We start from the raw sequence: 20945 nt of genomic DNA, 5'->3' as shown, positions 1-20945 counted from the left end.
TTGCAAATAAAAACAGTAAAGATAACTATAGTTAGTATCAAGTAGCGAGTATCAGGTATCAAGATTTTTGAATACTTGAAAAAAGATTTTGTCGTGATACTTGATACTGGCTACTTGATACTATTTCACTATGGAAATTTTCGCGTTAGGTGAGGGCTCTTATTCGGTTGATGCTACCAAAAAATTTATTCCTTTTGACCCGCAAACCGACAATCCCAAAGATCGCCCCGCATCACTATTTATCCACGTTAACCCCTTCCTGATCAAAACTGACAATGACCTGATTGTGCTGGATACCGGGCTGGGTTTTAAAGATACACGCGATGAATTACTGCTGCACCAAAATATACGCAATGCAGGTTTTGACCCGGAGGATGTTACCCTGGTGTTGATGTCGCACCTGCATTATGACCACTCCGGTGGTTTGGTTGTAGAGCGGGCTGGCAAATTGGAGCCCAGCTTTCCGCAGGCAAAGCACGTGATACAACGCCAGGAATGGGAAACCGGTCTGGCGGGCAAATCCTCATCCTATCATAAAGAAATATTCGAGGCGCTCCGCGGAGTCAATATTGCTTTTGTGGAAGGCAGCGGCGAATTACAGCCCGGCATCAGGTATGAGCACTCGGGCGGGCACTGCCCTTATCACCAGGTTTTCTGGATTGAACTGGAAGGTAAAAAAGTGCTTTTTGGAGGTGATGAACTGCCCGAACCTGAGCAGCTGATCAGAAAGTTTATCGCTAAATATGATATGGATGGCCGTAAGGCGATGCAGTTACGCGAAGAGTATGGAAAAAAGGCAGCCGCTGAAGGATGGATCTGCCTGTTTTATCATGCTAAATCATTCGCTATGGGTAAGGTAACGCGTAATGATGAACATTTTAAAGTTGAGCCCGCTTAATTGTGGTTCCTTACTTCAAAAAGTTCTTTTATTTTTTCGACGTTGAGGGGTTTTGATATAAAATCTTTTACCAACGGGTATGATTTTGCCTTATTGATATCATTACTAAACACTGATGACGAAATGATATAAATTTTGCTTTTACCTTGCGGGTCGATATTCAGGCGTTTATATTCGTCCAAAAATTCCCAACCGTTCATAATAGGCATGTTAATGTCCAGCAAAATATAATCGGGCATCTTTTCCGGATCTTTCCGTTGTATATCCGATAACTGCTCAATGGCAAACTTTCCGTTTAAACATGCCATGATCTCGGTATTAAGCAACGCTTTTTTTATTAACTTAATGGAGATGAAATTATTTATCTCATCATCATCAATTAATAATACACTCACAGGTTTATCATTAATGGTCATAAGGCATTTAAAATAGATGTGCTTTTTATAGATGTATTTATACGCTACGTGAAATTAAAAAGTTATATTCCTATAAGTTGTTAACGCCGGGATTGTTTTAACCGGGTGTATTAATAACCTCAAAGTGGTATGTTTATTTTATACCCACCCACTTTTCTCAGCAAAAACATCAGGCTAAAGTGTATCGGATTTTCCCAGTAAAGCTTTAGTAAATTTCTTCTCCAACAATAAAAATACTGTTAAAAAAGCTAAAAATCAAATATTTAAAGCTCCGGTATCGCATTTTAATTGCAAAAGAAAAGATTATTGGTGTATTGAAATTTTAAAATACATACAAATAATACCAGAAAAAAAATCAGTGAATGAAATGACCAATAAAAGAGTAAATGACTAAAAAGAAGAGAAACTATTATAAATGTGCAGATATGCAAATGTGCGGATGTGCAGATGATACAAAGATGTACAGATTATAGATATTGGGATATGTAAATGAGATTTCACGGGTATAAAAACTCCCTAATTCAGTCATTAATAAAAATGAGCAGATGGTTTTTAAACCACCTGCTCATTTTAATATTCAACAGCAGATTTCATTTGCACATCCGCACATCTGAAATCTGCACATCTATTTTTACTCAATCACACTTTCTTCAAAAGCGTAATCTTCCAGCGGTGGGCATGAACAGATCAGCGTCCGGTCGCCGTGGGTATCATTAACCCGGCCTACAGATGGCCAGAATTTATAAGCGGCCACATAAGGCAGCGGGAATGCCGCTTTCTGGCGGGTATAGCTATGCTCCCATTCGTTGCCGGTAATTACGGCAGCGGTATGCGGGGCATTTTTTAAAGGGTTATCGGCTTTATCCGATACACCTTCGGCTACATCAGCAATCTCATGACGGATGGCGATCATCGCGTCACAAAAACGATCCAACTCGTGCTTAGGCTCCGATTCAGTAGGCTCCACCATTACCGTACCCGCAACCGGGAACGATACGGTTGGCGCGTGGAAACCATAATCCATCAAACGCTTAGCGATATCAGTCACCTCAATACCAAAAGATTTAAATGAGCGGCAATCCAATATCATTTCATGCGCGCAACGGCCATTGGCTCCAGTGTATAATACCGGGTAATGATCCTGCAGGCGTGCTTTGATATAGTTGGCGTTCAAAATAGCGTAACGTGTGGCATTGGTTAAACCATCGCCGCCCATCATCGCTATATAAGCATGTGATATGATCAGGATGGAAGCCGAACCCCATGGAGCTGCAGATACAGCATGGATAGATTTACCCCTGTCGATATCAACCACAGCATGTCCCGGTAAATAAGGAACCAGGTGTTTAGCCACACCGATAGGACCCATACCAGGGCCGCCGCCACCATGTGGTATACAGAAGGTTTTGTGCAGGTTAAGGTGGCAAACATCCGCACCGATATTGGCCGGACTTGTTAAGCCTACCTGCGCGTTCATGTTGGCGCCATCCATATAAACCTGGCCGCCATTCTGGTGTATAATATCGCAGATCTCGATGATCGACTCTTCAAATACCCCGTGAGTAGATGGGTAAGTAACCATTAAGCAGGACAGTTCGTCTTTGTATTGCTCGGCACGGGCTTTCATATCAGCCACATCGATGTTACCGTTATCGTCGCATTTTACCACCACGATCTTCATACCGGCCATAGCTGCCGAGGCAGGGTTAGTACCGTGTGCTGATGATGGAATTAAAGCGATGTTACGGTGATGATCTCCACGGTCATGGTGATAAGCGCGAATAACCATTAAACCAGCGTATTCGCCCTGTGCTCCAGCGTTTGGCTGTAAGCTCATGGCGGCAAAACCGGTGATCTCGCTCAGCCAGTTGTTGATCTCATCAAACAGCTGCATATAACCGCCTACCTGGTCGGCAGGGGCAAATGGATGGATCTTGCTGAATTCGGCCCAGGTAACCGGCACCATCTCGGTGGTAGCGTTCAGTTTCATGGTACATGAACCCAAAGCGATCATGGAATGACAAAGCGAAAGATCTTTGGTTTCCAATGATTTGATATAACGCAGCATTTCATGCTCTGAATGGTGCGTGTTGAATATGGCATGGGTTAAGTAAGCCGACTGACGTTGCAGATCAGCTGGAATAACTGTTTGCAGGTTAGCTTTCAGCTCGTCGATATTCACATCGGTAAGCGATTTACCTTTTACTTTGGCAAAAAATCTAACCAGGGTTTTAACATCTTCAACAGAAGTAGTTTCATCAAGCGAAATGGTCACTACCGAACCGTTATAGCTCAGGTTCATTTCGTTATTTAACGCCTCTGAATGGATAGGACCAGCTAAATGAGCAACATCAAACTTCAAAGTATCAAAGTACGATTCGTTCAGTTGCTCGTAACCTAATTCGCCAAGAGCTTTCGCCAATAGCACGGTTAAGCCGTGGATACGTTCGGCAATTAATTTAACCCCTTGCGGACCATGATACACGGCATACATACCGGCCATAATAGCCAGCAAAGCCTGCGCTGTACAGATATTTGAAGTCGCTTTATCACGGCGGATATGCTGCTCGCGGGTTTGCAGCGCCATACGCAGCGCGTAATTACCGGCGCTATCAATAGTAACACCGATTATACGGCCCGGAATAGAGCGCTTATACTCTTCTTTAGTAGCAAAAAACGCGGCATGCGGACCACCAAAGCCCATTGGTACACCAAAACGTTGTGAAGAACCAACCACAATATCGGCACCCCATTCGCCCGGAGGGGTTAACAGCACCAGGCTCATGATGTCGGCAACAACGGTTAGTTTAATACCTTTTTCATGTCCCTTAGCGGCAAAGTCGGCATAGTTATAAACCGCGCCGTTACCGGCAGGGTATTGTACAATAGCGCCGAACATTTTTTCGGTTAATTCAACCGTACGGTGATCACCTATTTGCAGTTCGATACCATAAGGTTCCGAACGTGTTTTTAAAATATCAATAGTTTGCGGGAACAGTTCCTCAGATACGAAGAACACATTGGCGTCGCTGTTTTTACGCAGACTGTACTGCATAAACATCGCTTCGGCAGCGGCAGTACCTTCGTCCAGCAACGAGGCATTGGCAATTTCCATTCCGGTAAGATCAACCACCATGGTCTGGAAGTTGAGCAGTGCCTGTAAACGGCCCTGGGCAATCTCGGCCTGGTATGGCGTGTACTGCGTGTACCATCCTGGGTTTTCCAGGATATTGCGCTGAATTACTCCGGGTACAATCACATCGTAATAACCTTTACCGATGTACGATTTGAAAACTTTGTTTTTAGAAGCGGTTTGCTTTAAAGTGTTCAGATAATCAAATTCGCTTTTGGCGGGTGGTAAATTAAGCGGTGCTTTCAAACGGATCCTGTCGGGCACGGTTTGCGCTATAAGCTCATCCAATGATTTTACCCCGATGGTTTTTAACATTTTAGCCGTATCGGCCTCATTTGGAGCAATATGTCTCGACTGAAACTTCTCCTGGTAGTCTGCGTTCAACATCATGAATCAAGTGTCCCTCTAAATTTACCGCAAAGGTACAGTTTTACAACATGAGTAACAATTGTCTAATATATTATTGACAAAGGGTTTACAGGGAGGGAGGGGGATTTCGGAATTTGGGATGTGGGATTTAGTTTCTTTTATCTGAACCTTGATTCATAGGATTATAAGATCACCTTGATTCATATCCACAAAAATCCTTTAATCCTATCATCAGGAAAATCAAGGTTCAGATCTCATTATTCAACATTCGATATTGCGTATTGGATATTCCTTCCAACCTAATATTAAGAATTCGGCCTATCTTTAGATAAGAATTGAATACCTACAGTAAACCATGATAACAATAAAAACACTAAAAGAATTTACTTTGGCCGACCAACATTCTTTTGGCTTTAGCGGTTATCATGCTCATGAGATATACCAGCTCAGCAGAACTCAGCATGAAAATGAGTTTACTATTAAATTAACCAGGGTAAAACTGGAGCAGCCTTATATTAAACGCTGGACTTATACCCAGGAGGACACAGATCATTACGCCGAATTAATTACCGAAAAACTTTCCCTGGGTGCTTTTGAAAACGACCGGCTGATTGGGGTTGCCATTGCCCAAAAACGCGCATGGAATAATTCGCTGTGGGTAGATTATATTGAAGTTGCTGATAGCCATAGAAAAATGGGCATTGGAACATTGCTGTTAAACAGAATGACACTTACAGCTACAGAACAAAAGATACGGCTTATAGAACTGGAAACACAAAGCACCAATACACCTGCAATTGATTTTTATCTTAAAAATGGATTTGAAATTTGCGGTGTCCACTCATTCCTGTACGATCCCGAAACAGTGCCCGAGCAAGAAAAAGCGATATTATTGGGAAAGCTGATGGATGGATAACATGATTTGGGAACTCGGATGTTCGATTCGGATTTGAAATTTTCTCTGAACCTTGATTTTCCTGATTATTGGATTTAAGGATTTTCTGTAAATAGAATCAAGGCAATCTTGTAATCCTATAAATCAAGGTTCAGATAAATCCCACATCCCAAATCCGAATTCCCAAATCACAAATCCGTCTCTGCCGGGACCAGTTGCCGCAGGTATTGCTGAATGGTATTTTCCAGGCCGTAATAAAGGGCGTCGCTGATAAGCGCGTGGCCTATGCTTACTTCCTGCAAACCGGGAACATGCTCGGCAAAGTACCTCAGGTTGTGCAGATCAAGATCATGCCCGCCGTTGATACCCAGGCCCGCAGCCTGCGCCGCTTCGGCAGCTTCAATGTAGGGTGCTATAGCCAGTTCGCGGCCCTGGTGGTAATGCGTGGCATAGCCTTCGGTGTATAGCTCAATACGGTCGGTACCGGTTTTGGCAGCGCCCTCTACCATTTTGGCTATCGGATCAACAAATATGGATACGCGGATACCGGCTTCCTTAAAAACCGCTATCATATCTTTTAAATAATGATAATTGGTGATGGTATCCCAGCCGTGGTTGGAGGTGATCTGTCCCAATACATCAGGTACCAGGGTCACCTGCTCGGGTTTGTTGGCCAGTACCAGGTCGATAAATTTTTGTTCCTGGCAGTTGCCCTCGATGTTGAACTCGGTGGTTACGATCTTTTTCAGTTCAAAAACATCGTTGTAGCGGATGTGCCTTTCATCGGGGCGGGGATGTACGGTGATGCCCTGGGCGCCAAAACGTTCACAATCTTTGGCTACTTGTATCAGGTCGGGGTTATTACCGCCGCGCGAGTTGCGCAGGGTAGCTATTTTGTTGATATTGACAGATAAGCGGGTCATGGTTCAAAGTTAATACATCATTTATACAATACTAAACCTAATCTTATTTACTAAGTTTTTATCTTTAAGTTATGAAACTTAAACCCATTATCACCGAAGTTATTATTCTAATTGTTATTTATATAGCAACATGGTTATTGGTTTCTATATTGACAGGCAATAACTTGGGGAGCAACGCCAGTTTGGATATTAATATGCATGATACCTATATTGTAATAGCACCGTTTTCTATTACTACGTCTTTTTTTCTAATGTTAGTTACTTTAATTTACATCGTTAAAGAAGGATTTAAAAACTACAAAAGAAATTTCCAGAACCTGATACTCATTACTACTACCTTTTTGTTTCTTGTAAAAATATATTTCCTATCCATATTTGTAAATAGTTTACTTCAACAGGGCTGGATTACCTCTCCACGACGCTTCTATAATTCTCCCAATGCAACACCAATACCTTACCCTAAATTTGGTCAATACGCCGATATCATTAAACACTTTAAGCAAATTACTCCTGCTATTTTTATAGTTTTTATGCTGATATTGGTAATAACCGCTATACTTACCGGCAAAAACTGGAATTCGAATAAAAATGAACAAACCCCTGCTTAAATACCTGCTCGCAATATTAATTTTAAGTGGTTTACAATACAAAGCCGCCGCGCAAGCCAACTATCGTAAAATAGAAAACTACAAACCTTTTTACGGCTGGGCGCATCATGCCCCGCAGGATTGGATGATACTGCGCCAGTTTGAAAACGAAGGCAAAACCTATTACCTGTTGGTGAACCCGCAAACGCTGGTGACCAAAATTGATGAACCCGGCTTTTACCAGGTGAAACCCATGACCATTACCGAGGCGCGCGACTTTTTCAAAAGCACACCTTACCAGAAAGCGCTGCGCAAAGCCGAAAAACAATCCGTAGCCCTGCAAGACGCGGGCATTGAAAGCGGTATCCCCAAAGAAACAGGTATTAGTTTAACCGCTGATCTTTGCCCTTCACACCGCCCGCTCGACAGGCGCATATTTACCGACATTTTTACGGAATTTCAGAAAGTGGAGCGGCCGGCGCCCATCGCCCTCTCGGTTACCGGCGTGTGGATGCGGCAGCACCCGCAGGACCTGGAATGGCTCAAGCAAATGCAGGCCAAACGCGAGATCTATATCACCTGGATCAACCATTCTTTCAATCACCGGGTAAGTGCCAAAGCCCCGCTCAAAGAAAACTTTTTGCTGGAACCCGGTACCGATATGAACTACGAGATACTGGAAACCGAAAAGGCCATGCTCAAAAACGGTTTGCTGCCGTCGGTATTTTTCAGGTTCCCGGGTTTGGTATCCGATCAGCAACTGGTGTATAAACTCACCGATTATGGCCTCATCCCCATTGGCACCGATGCCTGGCTGGCCAAAGGGCAGCAACCACAAGCCGGCAGTATTGTACTCATCCACGGCAATGGCAACGAACCCACCGGCGTAAATGATTTTATCAAACTATTGAAATCCGAAGCCGGCTCCATCGCCAAAAAACAATGGCTGCTGTATGATTTAAGAGAGAGTGTGGAGGAGGAGTTTGAGGGGAGTAATTGAAAATTAGCCACACCGCCTATTTTAAAAAACGCGTCATTGCGAGGAGGAACAACGTGGCAATCCCCAATTGGCAGAGCGTCTCTATAAGTCGGGGATTGCCACGCTACGCAATGACGCCCGAACTTCATCCTCTTCGTTCAACAACGCAAAGCCCCGTCACCAAACCTTACCCCAATTTTCCGTACATTTATATCAACCAACAGCCCGGTCTCCTTTCATCAGGAAACCGGGCTGTTTGGTTTAAGAGAAAAACAGCTCAAAAACCGACTACTTGACATAGAGTTATTTGACAATCAATTATTTCTTACTTTTTAAAGTTTTAAAAACCCATCAAAAATTTGTTAAAAAGTGTTAAAATGGCGTTAAAATTTAGTTAAAATGGTCAAAAGCGAATCGTTTTCACCCTGTTTTTTACTAAAAAAGTGTTAAAATTTGAGGTTTAAAAAGTTTTTTAACAGCCTCCCTCCGGGTAATTCCGTCACCCGTTACTACATCTGTTTTATAAATATTAAATTAGCATCTGCCATCTATCTTACCTAAATAAAAACCTATGAAAATCAAATTCGCTCTGTTCTGCATTGCATGTATTTGGGCCCTGCCCGGATTTTGCCAAACCTATATTACAAATGTAACCCTGGTTGATGTTACTCAAAATAAACTGCTACCTGCACGAACGGTAACCATCACCGGCGATATCATTTCGGGTATCTACCCGGCAACCGTAAAAATTCCCGGAACCGCTACCGTGATCAATGGCGAAGGAAAATTCCTGATACCAGGATTGACCGACTCGCATGTGCATTTTTTCCAAAGCGGCGGCCTGTATGCCCGCCCAGATGCCCTCGCCCTGCAAAAATATACGCCCTATGATCAGGAAATAGCCTGGACTCACCAGCACATGGAAGATTTTCTGCGCCGCTATACCCGTGCCGGCATCACCACCGTTATTGATCCCGGAGCCAATTTTAGCTACCTGGCCCAGCGCGATACTTTCGCTAATAAAAGTTACGCCCCGGCTATCTACATGGCCGGACCATTGCTAACCACCTACGAGCCGGAAGTATACAAGAACTTAAAAAACGAGGAACCATTTAACCTGTTTACCAATGCTACCGAGGCCACTAATTTGCTGGAAGGCCAACTACCTCACCGGCCCGATTTTATCAAGATATGGTATATCGTACTGGGCAAAAACAAAGAGGAAGAAGCAAAAAAATACCAGCCTGCCGTAAAAGCCATTATTGACGAAGCACATAAAAATCACCTCCGGGTTGCTGTGCACGCTACCGAAAGATTAACAGCTCAGCTGGCCGTTGAGAGTGGCTGCGATTACCTGGTTCATGAGATAGAAGACGAAGTGGTATCTACCGATTTCATCAACCTGCTCAAGAAAAACAAAGTAGTGCTTTGCCCCACACTCATTGTGATGGATGGCTACTTCGGTACCTATGCGCAAAAAAAGGATTATTCTTATGCCGAGCTCACCCAGGCCAATCCTAAACAAATTGGCTCTATAAGCGATCTGAAACATTTAGGTGATACCGTTTTGACCGGTCGTTATAAAGCAGTGGGAATAGCCCGAGCAAAAGCCGCCGCGACAACCGATTCTATCCGGATGGTGAACCTCAAAAAAATGGCCGATGCAGGCGTCATCATCGCGGCCGGTACCGACGCGGGTAATATTGGCACCCAACATGCCTCTTCGCTTTTTACGGAGTTAAAGACTATGCAACAGGCAGGTATGAGCAACTGGCAGGTAATCCAGTCGGCTACGATCAACGGCGCCAAAGCTATTGGTAAAGACAAAGAATTTGGCAGTATAGAGAAAGGCAAAAAAGCCGATTTGGTATTATTGAACGGCAACCCTGCTGATCAACTGGACAACCTGCAGAAAATAAGCCTGGTGATCAACAAAGGTCATGTCATTTCGCCGGATACCTTGATCAAAGAAACCCCACTGGCCCTGGTGCAGCGCCAGTTAAACGCCTACAACGTGAGAAATGTTGATGCTTTTTTAGAGCCCTATGCTGATGATGTGGAGCTATATACCTTTCCGGATAAACTTATAGGAAAAGGGAAAGAAAACATGCGCAAACAATACTCTGCGTTTTTTGAACGTGTACCGGCCCTCCATTGCGAAATACAAAACCGGATTATAAAAGGGAACACCATAATTGATCACGAACGCGTAACTGGCTTTGGCAAAGGCAAACAACTGGATGCCATTGCCATTTATCATATTGAAAACAATAAGATAAAGAAGGTTTATTTTATAGAGTAATTGCGAGCTTGGTTAGTTTTTTAACTGTTTCAATAATTCTGGTAAAAGCTTCCCGGTGATTAAGGCTGCTTGCTTAATAGCTGTAGCGTCGGCCACGCTGGAGTTGGTCATGATGACTACTTTTAGGGAAGGGATCACAAACATAAACTGTCCGCCCCAGCCCAGGGCATAGACTATTTCTGTACCCTCGTAATCAGCATGGTACCAGCATAGGCCATACAGGGAGTTATCCAGTCCCCAGGGTGTTTTGTAGGTAACTTCGGGGTTGATGATGGAAGCTATCCATTTAGCCGGGACAATTTGACGGCTATGATATTTACCATTATTTAAAACCAGGTTACCCAATTTCAGCATATCAACCGAGCGCAGGCGGATGCTCAGCAGTCCGCAGCCATCGTAGTAACCGTCGTTCATTTTTTTCCAGTCGAAACGGGTGATACCCAATGGATCAAACAGGGATTTTCTGGCGAATGCGCGGGTATCCATCCCCGTGCTTTTAGTAAGGATGACCGATAGCAAATGCGTAGCCGCGTTATTGTAGCGGAATACTTTTCCTGGCTCGGATACCAGCGGTGCTTTGATCACATAGCCCGATGGATCGGGAATATTCAACAAGGCACCTACATTGATGCCTTCGTGATAAAAACCGGAGGCCTGATTCATAACCTGCCTAATGGTGATATCCTGTTTTCGTTTATCGGTATCGAATTTTAGCTCGGGGAAAAAGTCGGCCACCTTTTCATCTACCGATTTGATGTAACCCTTGTCAATAGCAATACCAATGAGCAAAGCGGTAACACTCTTGGTAAGCGACTGGTCATTAAATAAGGTAGTGCTATCCTGCCCGTTAAAATACTGCTGATGGATAATCTTATTGTTCTTGGAAATAACCAGGGAGTAAATGAGTGGATTGTTTTTGATGTATCCAACAGTATCAACATGTACCTGAGCAAAGCTTTGAACATAGCTGATAAAACACAGAACCAGGAAGAGCGCGATTCTTTTCATAGATTAAAGATAAGCAGTGATTCCCGAAAGTAACATCACGTTTTGACCAATGGGATCAGGGTTTTGACGACTGACGTTTGTATAGGTTTTACACTGGCTAAAGTCATTTAAATGTCCTGAATAAAAATCGCCCTTGTAATTTTCGTACTACTTAGTATGTTTGCGTAAAACATACCAAGTAGTATCTTTTATGACTAAAGCAGAAAACACCCGATCAGGTATATTGCGAAGAGCATTTAGCCTGATATACCAAAAGGGCTATCAGGCTACCAGTATTGATGATATACTTGTTGATAGCCCGGTTACCAAGGGGGCTTTCTTTTACCATTTTAAAAATAAAGAAGAAATGGGCCTGGCTATGATTCAGGAGATCATGTACCCCGGGATGTACGACGTTTTGGTAACTCCGCTTAACAACTCGACCAATCCTGTTGAGGAGCTTTATTTAATGATGCATAATCTGCTTTTAAAATCACCTTTTTTTCAGGTCAAATATGGCTGCCCGGCGGTAAACCTGATTGAGGAAATGGCTCCCTTAAATGAGGCTTTTAAACAGGCCTTATCAAAGCTCATATTACAATGGCAAAAAGCAATTATAACCAATGTTAACAATGGCAAGAATACAGGTAGTATTAAACCAGATGTAAATGCCGAACAGGTAGCTTGTTTTATAACCGCGGGCTACGGCGGGGTACGCAACATAGGCAAGCTCTTAGGCACCGCGTGTTATCATTCCTATCTCCATGAACTAAAAAAATACTTAAATCAACTACAGTAAAAATTTTTATCTCAAAACATACCATTTAGTATGTTTTAGTTTATCTCCTTATGAATACACTCCTTTTTTTCCATTCCTTATTCCGTTGGCTTGTTTTGGGCAGTTTATTATACGCCATTTACAGATCGTACCGTGGATATTTTAAACACAGTCCGTTTACCAAAACAGATGATCTGGTAAGGCACTGGACAGCCACCATAGCCCACATTCAACTATTGTTAGGTATTGTTTTATATACCCAGAGCGATACGGTTAAAGCCTTATTCAGGGCACCGGGCAGTGGTGGCCGCATCACAGAACCGGTTTTCTTTGGCATCATTCATATCAGCTTAATGCTAACTGCCATTGTTGTGGTCACCATTGGCTCGGCCAAAGCTAAACGGGTTTTATTTGCCCATGAAAAGTTCAGGATAATGCTTATTAGTTTCAGCATAGCCCTGCTCCTTATTTTCATGGCTATTCCCTGGCCATTTTCACCGCTTGCCCTCCGTCCGTATTTAAGATCATTTTAATTATTCCGTATGAAAAACTTACTCCAATCAAACACCGGCCGCCTACGTATCATTGCTTTTATGGAAGGCATATCACTGCTCATCCTTATTTTTATAGCTGTGCCCTTAAAGTATTTTGGACATGATCCTTCCCTAGTGAAGGCTATGGGCCCTATACATGGCGCTTTATTTTTGCTTTTTGTATTTAACACCCTAAGTGTTGGCGTTGAGCAGCAATGGAAGTTTAAAACAACCACCTGGAAAGTGCTCATTGCCTGCATTATCCCCTTCGGAACATTTTATATCGACAGTAGGATTTTGAGGAAAATAGAAAAGTAAAAATCGGGCCGTGCTAATTCAATTACGCGTTTGTTCCTTTACCGATTGGCTGATTGCACCTATCACAACTACAATAAATAATAGCAAAATGTGTAATATGGTTATTAATATTAACATGAAGCCTTGCCCTCCGGCACCCATGCATGTCCACCCGATCAAGTTATAAACAACCATTACGATTACGTTTATTAAACAAAACCGCCAAAGCCATTTCCCCTTATGGGCAAATCTGGCCAAGAGCAAACAAATTATCAACATCGTGATAGCTATGAGCAGCATATTTAAAGTTAAGGTAAACAAAAAAGGCATGATCCTAAAACCATGCCCTTTTTGACTTTTGAATTTTAACTTTTGACTTAATAACGGTAGTACTCCGGTTTAAACGGACCTTCAACAGTTACACCAATGTACTCGGCCTGATCCTGATCAAGTACTTCCAGCTCCACTCCAATTTTAGCCAGGTGTAAGCGGGCAACTTTTTCGTCCAGGTGTTTTGGCAGGGTGTATACTTTGTTTTCGTAAGCGGCACCATTTGTCCAAAGCTCTAATTGAGCTAAGGTTTGGTTGGTGAACGAGTTACTCATTACAAAGCTTGGGTGACCGGTTGCACAACCCAGGTTCACTAATCTGCCTTCGGCCAGGATGATCACATCTTTACCGTTGATGGTATATTTATCAACCTGTGGTTTAATTTCAATTTTGGTATTGCCGTAAGCGCTGTTTAACCAGGCCATATCGATCTCGTTGTCAAAGTGACCAATGTTACAAACAATAGCTTTATCTTTCAATGCACGAAAATGTTGCTCACGAACGATGTTCTTGTTACCGGTACAGGTAACCACAATATCAGCCTCGGCAATAGCGGTTGACAATTTTTTCACTTCAAAACCTTCCATAGCAGCCTGTAAAGCACAGATAGGGTCAATTTCGGTTACAATAACACGCACACCTGAATTGCGTAATGAATCGGCAGAGCCTTTACCTACGTCGCCATAACCGCAAACAACAGCTACTTTACCAGCCATCATCACATCAGTAGCACGGCGGATAGCGTCAACCAATGATTCGCGGCAGCCGTATTTGTTATCAAATTTTGATTTGGTAACCGAATCGTTCACGTTGATAGCAGGCATTGGCAAGGTGCCGTTTTTCATACGCTCATATAAACGGTGTACACCGGTAGTGGTTTCTTCTGAAAGACCTCTGATCTCAGCAATCAGCTCAGGATATTTATCCAGTACCATGTTGGTTAAATCGCCGCCATCATCCAATATCATGTTCAATGGTTTGCGGTCTTCGCCAAAATACAGGGTTTGCTCAATACACCAGTCAAACTCTTCGGCATTCATACCTTTCCAGGCATAAACAGAGATACCGGCAGCAGCGATAGCGGCAGCGGCATGATCCTGGGTGGAGAATATGTTACATGACGACCAGGTAACGTCGGCGCCAAGGGCAACTAAGGTTTCAATTAAAACAGCGGTTTGGATGGTCATGTGCAAACAGCCTGCAATACGCGCACCTTTTAAAGGTTGTGACGGGCCGTATTCTTTACGCAGAGCCATCAGGCCAGGCATTTCAGCTTCGGCCAGCTCAATTTCTTTGCGGCCCCAATCGGCCAGTGAAAGGTCTTTTACTTTGTATTTAACGAATGCAGTTTCTACTGATGACATAACATTTCGGGTTTTTATGAGGTACAAAAATAAACCATAAAAACATCAAAATGAAATGAAGCGCCTGGCCGGCTTAATTAGTTGCCATAGGATAATTTTACGTTATACGTGGACGTTGTACGTAATACGTTTGGGTTAAGCATGATAACATATAACGTATCACGTACAACCTATTACGCTCCCAAAAGCTTTTTATCGCCTTGTTGCATGGTGAGCTTGCCGTTGTACACTCCTCCGGTTTCAACCAGCAGCGTTTGTGTAGTTATTTCGCCGGTAATTTTGCCGGTGGCTTTTATTTCGAGCGATTCCGTTTGAATATCGCCCTTAACAGTTCCGTAAACTACTATTTCTTTGGTATGGATGTTCCCGGTGATCAATCCTTTTTCGCCCAGTATCAGGCCCTCATCAATGGTTACATCGCCGTTTACTTGTCCATCGATACGAACAAAAGCCGGAGCTTTAAGGTTACCATCTAAAATGCCGCCATCACCAATCAGCGTGGAGATAGCCTGAAGATCAAGCGCAACTTTATCTTTTTTTCCGAAAATAGCCATTTGGTGTTGTATGAATTGGTGAGTAGCGAGTGGTGAATAGTGAGTAGTTAAGAAAACCATTCACTACTCTCTATTCACCACTTACCAATTTATTTATTGAGTGTTAAAAAGTTAACCGGATTGATAGGTTTGCCATTTTTACGTACCTCATAATGCAGGTGCGCACCGGTGGAATGACCGGTTGAACCCACGAGGCCTATTTCGTCCCCAACACTTACTTCCTGGCCTACTTTTACTTTGATCTTTGACAGGTGACCGTACACGGTCTCCAGGTTATTGATATGCGCTATGCGGATGCAATTGCCATAGCCACCGCTCCAACCTGCAAAAACCACTTTGCCGCTGGCTGTGCATTTTACCTCATCACCTTTGTGGCCTTTAAAATCGATGCCCGGATGAAACTCGGCATGGCCATCATCAAAGGGATCATTACGGTAGCCAAAAAATGAAGTAAAGGAGCTGATACGCGGATATCCCATTGGTGTAAACGCTATGGTACCTACCAAACGGTTCAGATAATCGTTATATAAGGAATACACTTCCTTATCGCTTAATTTTTTTCCCTCGGCATCATTATCACCGCCAACACCATTGGTTGCAAAGCCTTTTAGGCCCCGGCGTTTTAAATAATTGTTAATAGTTTTTAACTTTCCCTCAATAGCCTGAATGTATGATTGGGCGCTGCCTTCTTTACCCTGAACAGATACCACCGGAACGGCTCCTTTCAATTTTACTATCTGTGCAAGTAACTGTTGCTTTTCTTGTTCCTGCCTGGAATTTTGCGCTCTTAAATAAATCACCAAACCTACCAACGCCAACACAACACCCAGTGTACTATATATATAGTGCCGTATTCTGTTTAAATGCTTGGTTTTTATTTGTACCGATTTAGTATGCTGCTGGTTCTTGCTAATGATAACAACCGTGCTAATTTCAGAAGGTTTTTTATTCATCCAATTCATTACTTAGGGGTGCGCAATATACTTATTACAATTTATAAATCAACCCCTGTTTTCAATAAAACAATAACTAATAAGCAATTAGCTGTTGAGGTTTTAGCGAGCTCCATCGTCAGCAAAGTGTTATTATTGTGTTTTTTACATACAAGCTGATAATCATTTATTATTTTTGTTTGAAGTAAATTTTAGTATTAACAAAAAACATTATGTATCCGGAATATTTAGTTGCCCCAATGCGGGAAGATTTGACAAGAGTTGGCTTTGAGGAGCTTAAGGATGCCGATGCTGTAAAGCATGCTATTGAAAGCGAAGGCACTGTATTTGTAATGGTAAATTCGGTTTGTGGTTGTGCAGCGGCTAACGCGCGCCCTGCAGCAAGAATAGCGGCAGCAAATGAAAAACACCCTGATAAATTGGTAACTGTTTTTGCAGGTATGGAAAAAGAAGCTGTTGATGCTGCCCGTAACTATATGTTGCCATATCCTCCATCATCACCAGCGATGGCTTTGTTTAAAGATGGCAAACTGGTACATATCATCGAGCGTCACCAAATTGAAGGCCGTCCGGCTCAAATGATCGCTGATAATCTGATTGGCGCGTTTGAAGAATATTGCTAATTAGGCCGAAGGCTTAAAGCAAAAAGCTGAAAGCCAGTTGGTCAATAAATAAAAAATCCGACATCGAGTGATATCGGATTTTTTTGTCGGGCATATTCCGCGCCATATCCGAGACATTTAGTTATGTCCGTATTGTAGCTCAAAGGGAATCATTACAGGCTTTTTGGCATCCATGATAGCGGGCGTCATGTACCTCAGAAATAGCTTTCGGTCGCCCTGTTTGTGGATGTACTCAAACCTGAAGGGATAAAATCCTTTGGCTAATGGCAATATAAATGATTTTCGCTGCGTGTGTATACTATCACTTTGTATCAATAGCTTGTTGCCCAGATATAATTTTGAACCTGGGTCGGCATCCAGCAAGAAAAAGTAATAGCCATCCTCTTTTGTTTCCAGTTGTCCGCTAATAAGTAGGGCGAAATTATCTTGCCGGGGCAGTTTATTGATATCAAGTGTTTTGGTGCTCCCGGTTTGTATTGGTGTTAGTTTTTTAAAATCGGGTAGGCTATCCCATTTCCCCTCATAATAAGCGTAATCAAAACCACCTGGCTTTAAATCTTTTTGCTGCGGAGCCAGGCGCAAAGTTTTCCCGATTATAAAATCGCCCGTGGTAACTTTATTATAACGGCTCCGGGAAGCAAAATACTTATTGGTGACCCTGACAGCGCCGGTCAGCGTAATCTCGGACCGCATTTTTGCCGACGAAATTGTTGGCTCGGTTCCATCAAGGGTATAATATACCTTGGTGGTATCATTAAAATACCGTATTTTAATTGGTTTGTCTTTTAAAACAATGCCATTCATGGGATGAAATTCAATATTCCTGTTAAAACCTGAATAGGTAAATTTTAGACCATCGTAAGTGCTTTTTAAGCGTACCGAACCATGTGTTTCATCAGAATAGGCAACACTCTTCCAAACCAGGCCTGCTGGAGCTAATTTTTTCAGGATAGCATCCATCGTATCTATTTTCATCTCCTTAACACCCTGGCCTTCGCGCCCGCTTATAAACAGGCTTGCATTTAAATCGGTCAGCGCAGGTAATTTATCGCCAGCGATTTTGGGGAGATAACTTTTATCCCACCAAAAACTGGGATCTACCGCGATATATGATTTAAAAACTCTTGGTTCATTTAACAACGCGTACATTACAAACACCCCCCCAAATGAATGCCCCCACAATGTGTTATCGCCATCAGAAGGATAGGTTTTTTCAACATAAGGAATCAGCTCATTCTTAATAAAGCTCAGGAATTTATCGGCCCCGCCAGATGTTTTCAAATCGTCTGTATGCGTTGGGGTAAGATCCTTATTACGATCGATACCCAAAACACTGACGATGATAGTTGGTGGCATATATCCATCCCCCTCTAAAAGGTGCTGAAGATCGATGATCAACCCTGTATTCCAGTTACCGCCATCAAGCACGTACAACGCATTATATTTATCGGTGCTCCCGGGTTTATAACCAGGCGGAGTGAACACCTGTATCAACCTTTTTTGCTTTAGTATAGCTGAGTTTATGGAATCGAGCTTACCGTGATAGTTTTTCGTGACAACGGTGTCTTGTGCCTTGGCTACGTTAAGCAAACCGACAATTAAGATTATCGACAGTAATAAAAAAAGGCGAAGCTTATTTTTCATTTTAGAGATCGTTACTCTGTTTTTAAACTTTTTACCGGATTGGCCATTGCAGCTTTAATGGCCTGGAAACTGACGGTAATTAGGGTAATGCTAATAGCCCCTACCCCAGCACATACAAATATCCACCAGGATATGGTAATACGGTACTGATAACCCAGCAACCAGCGCCGCATAAAGTAGTAAGTTAAAGGCGCAGCTATCAATATAGATATCACCACCAGTATCACAAACTCGGCAGAGAGCAGGCGCCACAGGTTAGCCACTGATGCACCCAATACCTTGCGTACCCCAATCTCTTTTGTACGCTGTTCGGCCACAAAGGATGCAAGCCCGAACAGGCCCAGGCATGAGATAAAAATTGCAAGCGTGGCAAATACAGAAGCCAGGTTGCCAATTCGTTCTTCCTCAGAAAATTTGCGGGCATACACATCGTCATTAAATTTATACTCAAATGGGCTGCCTGGGTTAAACTTTTTAAATACGGGTTCAATTTTAAGCAAAGCGTCATGTATAGGCATGGTGGGCTTTATACGCAGAGTTATCAGGTTGGCCCAATCTGGTTTCATCATAAAAACGGTAGCTACCGTTTTGTTGTAGGGTGATTCCATGACCATATCTTTAACAATACCGGTAATGACATGATCTTTACCATTCCAATACATTGTTTTGCCAATAGGGTTTTTGATACCGCTCATTTTTAATGCCGACTCATTGAGTATAAAGGCATCCGTATCTGTAGGGAAGCTTCGGGAAAAATCGCGCCCATTAACTACTTTCCAGCCAACGGTATGGCCAAAATCATAGGTTATAGCAATACATCCAAATATGGGGTTAAAAGCCGCCGGTTTTCCGGCCCAGTTAAAACCAAAGTTATTTGACCGTATTTGTGTGGTGGTGCTGTTTGATTCGGCCATATCTTCAACGGCCCCCGTTTGTATCAGGTCACGCCGCAGTGCCTCATAATGCCCGAATATATCTGGTGTATTCATTTCAACAGTGATCAACCCCTCACGCGAATAACCGACGGGGCGGTTTTTAGCATATTGTATCTGCCGTAAAACAATTATAGTACCTATAATTAAAATAATGGATACGGTAAACTGCACCACTACCAGCACCTTGCGCGGAATTGAAGCTAAACGCCCAACTTTGAAAGTTCCCTTTAATACTTTTACCGGATTAAATGCTGATAAATAAAATGCCGGGTAGCTCCCCGAAACCAGGCCGGTAAAAACCGCAAAGCTTAAAGTAAACAACCAAAATAGTGGGTTACCCCACGGGATATCTACTTCCTTATCAGCCAAATGGTTAAAGTAAGGGATAGCCCATAAAGTTAAAACAATGGTTAACAGCAAGGCCAGAAACACCACAAGTAATGATTCGCTCAGGAACTGCCCGATCAACTGGCCGCGAACGGAACCAATAGCTTTGCGGATACCAACCTCTTTGGCCCGCTTCTCGCTCCTGGCGGTACTTAAATTCATGAAATTGATGCAGGCCAGTAACAATACAAACAAGCCAATAACGCCAAATAGCCAAACAAACTGAATGCGCCCGCCAACAGCTGTCCCATTCTGAAAATCGCTGTATAAATGCCATTTGCTCATGGGATGCACCTGCATGGTTTCGTTATTGAGTTTAAAGTACGGCCTGGTAATGTTTCGTATTTTGGCCGATACTGCTTTAAAATCGGCATGATCATTCATCAGCACAAAAAGATGGCAATCATGATTATCCCATGCTGTTTTTTGGGTTGCCCACCAGTTTGCAGGATTATTCCAGGGCAGCATGAACTTAGTGGCATAAAAGGTAGTGTTGTGCGGCAGGTCCTGGTAAATGCCCGTTACCTTCATATCGGTTTTATTATCAATGCGCACTACTTTATTGATAGGATCGGCATCGCCAAACAAAGCTTTAGCAACCGACTGTGCCATCACCATAGACGAAGGATCATTAAAATTGCTATAGCTGCCCTTCACCATGTTTAGTGAAAGTATAGCAGGCATACCCGGCTCTGTCCACATACCATTTTGTGATATCTTTTTATCGCCAACGGCCAATATATGCGTGCCCTCCGAGGTTAAGGCCACCAGTTTAAAATCACCCGCATATTTTGTGCGGAGCTCATTACTTAAGGGCACAACGGTTGAAGGAAATGTACCAGTTTCGCCATTTGCCGTTTGGGTTGTCATCAATTGCCCAATGTGATCATAGTGCCGATGATATTTATTAAAAGAAAGTTCGTCGCCTATCCAAAGACCAATAAGCATAGCTATGGTCATGCCAACAGACAAACCGATCACGTTAATGGCGGAGTGTGCCTTGTTTTTGATAAGGTTTCTCCAGGCGATTTTTAAATAGTTCCTGATCATGATATTTA

General features: G+C 42.9%; 18 protein-coding genes. 9 read left to right on the top strand and 9 right to left on the bottom strand.

Annotation, left to right across the window (positions count from 1 at the left end):
• The first annotated feature begins 130 nt into the window (after window positions 1–130).
• Entirely contained in the window at window positions 131–898 is a 768-nt protein-coding gene (locus FHW89_RS16385; protein ID WP_172336130.1) for an MBL fold metallo-hydrolase, read from the top strand.
• Here the strand turns inward: FHW89_RS16385 and FHW89_RS16380 are convergent.
• Window positions 895–1293: a response regulator gene (locus tag FHW89_RS16380; protein WP_371742461.1), complete on the bottom strand. Its 399-nt coding sequence runs from the start codon at window positions 1291–1293 to the stop codon at window positions 895–897. The genes FHW89_RS16385 and FHW89_RS16380 overlap by 4 nt on opposite strands.
• 652 nt (window positions 1294–1945) lie before the next feature.
• Window positions 1946–4837, bottom strand: coding sequence for an aminomethyl-transferring glycine dehydrogenase (gene gcvP, locus FHW89_RS16375; protein ID WP_172336128.1), 2892 nt, complete (start codon window positions 4835–4837; stop codon window positions 1946–1948).
• Window positions 4838–5171: 334 nt separating this feature from the next.
• Between gcvP and FHW89_RS16370 the strand changes: the two genes are divergently transcribed.
• Complete coding sequence (locus tag FHW89_RS16370; protein WP_172336127.1) at window positions 5172–5732, top strand: N-acetyltransferase; 561 nt, start codon at window positions 5172–5174, stop codon at window positions 5730–5732.
• A 167-nt stretch (window positions 5733–5899) separates the two neighbouring features.
• On the opposite strand, the gene FHW89_RS16365 is transcribed toward FHW89_RS16370, so the two are convergent.
• On the bottom strand, window positions 5900–6634 hold the full coding sequence (locus tag FHW89_RS16365) for a pyridoxine 5'-phosphate synthase (protein ID WP_172336126.1): 735 nt from the start codon (window positions 6632–6634) through the stop codon (window positions 5900–5902).
• Window positions 6635–6705: 71 nt separating this feature from the next.
• Here FHW89_RS16365 and FHW89_RS16360 point away from each other — a divergent pair, with 71 nt between their 5' ends.
• The 3 genes from FHW89_RS16360 to FHW89_RS16350 all read left to right on the top strand — a co-directional run bounded on the left by FHW89_RS16360 (window position 6706) and on the right by FHW89_RS16350 (window position 10502).
• Complete coding sequence (locus FHW89_RS16360; RefSeq protein ID WP_172336125.1) at window positions 6706–7242, top strand: hypothetical protein; 537 nt, start codon at window positions 6706–6708, stop codon at window positions 7240–7242.
• Window positions 7223–8221, top strand: a complete 999-nt coding sequence (locus FHW89_RS16355) for a polysaccharide deacetylase (RefSeq protein WP_172336124.1) — start codon at window positions 7223–7225, stop codon at window positions 8219–8221. Before FHW89_RS16360 ends, FHW89_RS16355 begins: the two co-directional genes overlap by 20 nt.
• Window positions 8222–8771: 550 nt before the next feature.
• Window positions 8772–10502: an amidohydrolase family protein gene (locus tag FHW89_RS16350; RefSeq protein WP_172336123.1), complete on the top strand. Its 1731-nt coding sequence runs from the start codon at window positions 8772–8774 to the stop codon at window positions 10500–10502.
• Between the two features lie 12 nt (window positions 10503–10514).
• On the opposite strand, the gene FHW89_RS16345 is transcribed toward FHW89_RS16350, so the two are convergent.
• Window positions 10515–11510, bottom strand: coding sequence for a serine hydrolase (locus FHW89_RS16345; protein WP_172336122.1), 996 nt, complete (start codon window positions 11508–11510; stop codon window positions 10515–10517).
• A 190-nt stretch (window positions 11511–11700) separates the two neighbouring features.
• On the opposite strand from FHW89_RS16345, the gene FHW89_RS16340 reads away from it, so the two are divergent.
• The 3 genes from FHW89_RS16340 to FHW89_RS16330 are packed head-to-tail and all read left to right on the top strand — an operon-like array spanning window position 11701 to window position 13118.
• The gene (locus FHW89_RS16340) at window positions 11701–12288 is read left to right on the top strand and encodes a TetR/AcrR family transcriptional regulator (protein WP_172336121.1); all 588 of its coding nucleotides are present in this window, start codon (window positions 11701–11703) and stop codon (window positions 12286–12288) included.
• Between the two features lie 50 nt (window positions 12289–12338).
• Window positions 12339–12800, top strand: a complete 462-nt coding sequence (locus FHW89_RS16335) for a hypothetical protein (protein ID WP_172336120.1) — start codon at window positions 12339–12341, stop codon at window positions 12798–12800.
• Window positions 12801–12809: 9 nt separating this feature from the next.
• Window positions 12810–13118, top strand: coding sequence for a DUF3817 domain-containing protein (locus FHW89_RS16330; protein WP_172336119.1), 309 nt, complete (start codon window positions 12810–12812; stop codon window positions 13116–13118).
• A 356-nt stretch (window positions 13119–13474) separates the two neighbouring features.
• Here the strand turns inward: FHW89_RS16330 and ahcY are convergent, their stop codons facing one another.
• The 3 genes from ahcY to FHW89_RS29060 all read right to left on the bottom strand — a co-directional run bounded on the left by ahcY (window position 13475) and on the right by FHW89_RS29060 (window position 16298).
• Complete coding sequence (gene ahcY, locus FHW89_RS16325; RefSeq protein WP_172336118.1) at window positions 13475–14791, bottom strand: adenosylhomocysteinase; 1317 nt, start codon at window positions 14789–14791, stop codon at window positions 13475–13477.
• A gap of 173 nt (window positions 14792–14964) precedes the next feature.
• Window positions 14965–15345, bottom strand: coding sequence for a polymer-forming cytoskeletal protein (locus FHW89_RS16320; protein ID WP_172336117.1), 381 nt, complete (start codon window positions 15343–15345; stop codon window positions 14965–14967).
• Window positions 15346–15434: 89 nt separating this feature from the next.
• Window positions 15435–16298, bottom strand: a complete 864-nt coding sequence (locus tag FHW89_RS29060; protein WP_172336116.1) for a M23 family metallopeptidase — start codon at window positions 16296–16298, stop codon at window positions 15435–15437.
• 212 nt (window positions 16299–16510) lie between these two features.
• Here FHW89_RS29060 and FHW89_RS16310 point away from each other — a divergent pair, with 212 nt between their 5' ends.
• Window positions 16511–16921, top strand: coding sequence for a BrxA/BrxB family bacilliredoxin (locus FHW89_RS16310; protein ID WP_166092758.1), 411 nt, complete (start codon window positions 16511–16513; stop codon window positions 16919–16921).
• A 117-nt stretch (window positions 16922–17038) separates the two neighbouring features.
• Here FHW89_RS16310 and FHW89_RS16305 read toward each other — a convergent pair whose 3' ends face one another.
• Both FHW89_RS16305 and FHW89_RS16300 read right to left on the bottom strand, forming a co-directional pair.
• The gene (locus tag FHW89_RS16305) at window positions 17039–18565 is read right to left on the bottom strand and encodes an alpha/beta hydrolase-fold protein (protein WP_172336115.1); all 1527 of its coding nucleotides are present in this window, start codon (window positions 18563–18565) and stop codon (window positions 17039–17041) included.
• An 11-nt stretch (window positions 18566–18576) separates the two neighbouring features.
• The gene (locus FHW89_RS16300) at window positions 18577–20937 is read right to left on the bottom strand and encodes an ABC transporter permease (protein WP_172336114.1); all 2361 of its coding nucleotides are present in this window, start codon (window positions 20935–20937) and stop codon (window positions 18577–18579) included.
• Between the last annotated feature and the right edge of the window lie 8 nt (window positions 20938–20945).

Source organism: Mucilaginibacter sp. SG564, assembly GCF_013149275.1.
Lineage (GTDB): Bacteria > Bacteroidota > Bacteroidia > Sphingobacteriales > Sphingobacteriaceae > Mucilaginibacter.
Note: the sequence above shows the minus strand (reverse complement) of the source record. Positions and strands in the feature narration are given on the sequence as shown.